The 1,123-nt window shown below is 46.1% G+C and carries 3 protein-coding genes and 1 pseudogene; all 4 read left to right on the plus strand.

What is annotated here, in order from left to right:
• A pseudogene (locus BM122_RS26685) lies at nt 1-333 on the plus strand (hypothetical protein); the annotation flags it as partial.
• 11 nt (nt 334-344) lie between these two features.
• Nucleotides 345-476, plus strand: a complete 132-nt coding sequence (locus BM122_RS26690) for a hypothetical protein (protein ID WP_442754734.1) — start codon at nt 345-347, stop codon at nt 474-476.
• Entirely contained in the window at nt 457-774 is a 318-nt protein-coding gene (locus BM122_RS26695; RefSeq protein WP_442754736.1) for a transposase, read from the plus strand. Before BM122_RS26690 ends, BM122_RS26695 begins: the two co-directional genes overlap by 20 nt.
• Nucleotides 774-1,115, plus strand: coding sequence for a hypothetical protein (locus tag BM122_RS26700; protein ID WP_074907683.1), 342 nt, complete (start codon nt 774-776; stop codon nt 1,113-1,115). The genes BM122_RS26695 and BM122_RS26700 overlap by 1 nt, the downstream gene beginning before the upstream one ends.
• Nucleotides 1,116-1,123: the final 8 nt, after the last annotated feature.

Genomic DNA, 1,123 nt, shown 5'->3' on the forward strand with positions numbered 1-1,123 from the left:
GCAGGCCGCCGAAAAAAGCTTATCATTTTGGTCATGAAAAAAGAAAAACTTGAGCTATATACTGATTATCTGATCAGCAACAACGGTTATGCAACAGTGACAGGTTTGTCGGCGATGCTGAATGGTGAAGTCAGTCATGACCAGGTGACGCGTTTTTTATCGGAGCGAGATTATACCTCGAAAGATTTATGGCGGCTGGTTAAATCGACCGTGCGACAAGTTGAACGCGAGGCCGGCTGTCTGATTTTTGATGACACAATTCAAGAGAAAGAATGGACGGATGAGAACGAGATCATGTGCTGGCTTATGATCATAGTAAAGGACGGGCGGTAAAGGGAATTAACGTGCTTAATGCCTTGTATCACAATGGTGAAGTATCAGTGCCGGTCGCCTTTGAAGTAATTCACAAACCGATCCGGTTTTGTGATGTAACGACACGGCAAGTCAAGCGTGCCAGTGTGGCGACTCAAAAATGAGCTGATGCGGGAGATGCTAACGACCTGTGTGCTGAATGCGATAAAGTTCCGTTATGTCCTGATGGATAGCTGGTTTGCGTCGCAGGAAAACTTTGAATTTATTTTGAAGAAAAAGAAGCACTTTATTGCTGCGTTAAAAGACAATCGTCTGGTGGCGCTCAGCCGGGAAGACAAGAAACAAGGGCGCTTTGTACGGATCAGTGAACTGGACTTAGCGGATAAGCAAGCGGTGCGCGGCTGGCTGAAGGGCTTCGAACAGGAAGTGCTGTTAGGAAGTGCTGTTAGGAAGTGCTGTTAGTGCGGCGAGTCTTTACAAACAAAGACGGCGGCACCGGTTTGTTGAATCTGGTGTGCAGTGATGTGACGTGCGATGGCGAATATGTCGCAATGATCTACCAGAAACGGTGGAAAGTCGAAGAATTTCATAAGTCTCTGAAATCCAATGCGGGATTGGCGAAATCGCCAACCCGCACGGTAACCACGCAGAACAACCCTGTTTTCATGGCCGTCTATGCCGTGTTCAAGCTGGAATGCTTGAAGATCAAACACAAGGCCAATCATTTTGCATTACGAGCAAAACTTTTCATTAAAGCCAATCAGATAGCCTATGCTGAATTGCAAAAAATGAAGATTGCGTAACATCAGTT

Origin of the sequence: Nitrosomonas communis (assembly GCF_900114745.1) — a bacterium.
Lineage (GTDB): Bacteria > Pseudomonadota > Gammaproteobacteria > Burkholderiales > Nitrosomonadaceae > Nitrosomonas > Nitrosomonas communis_A.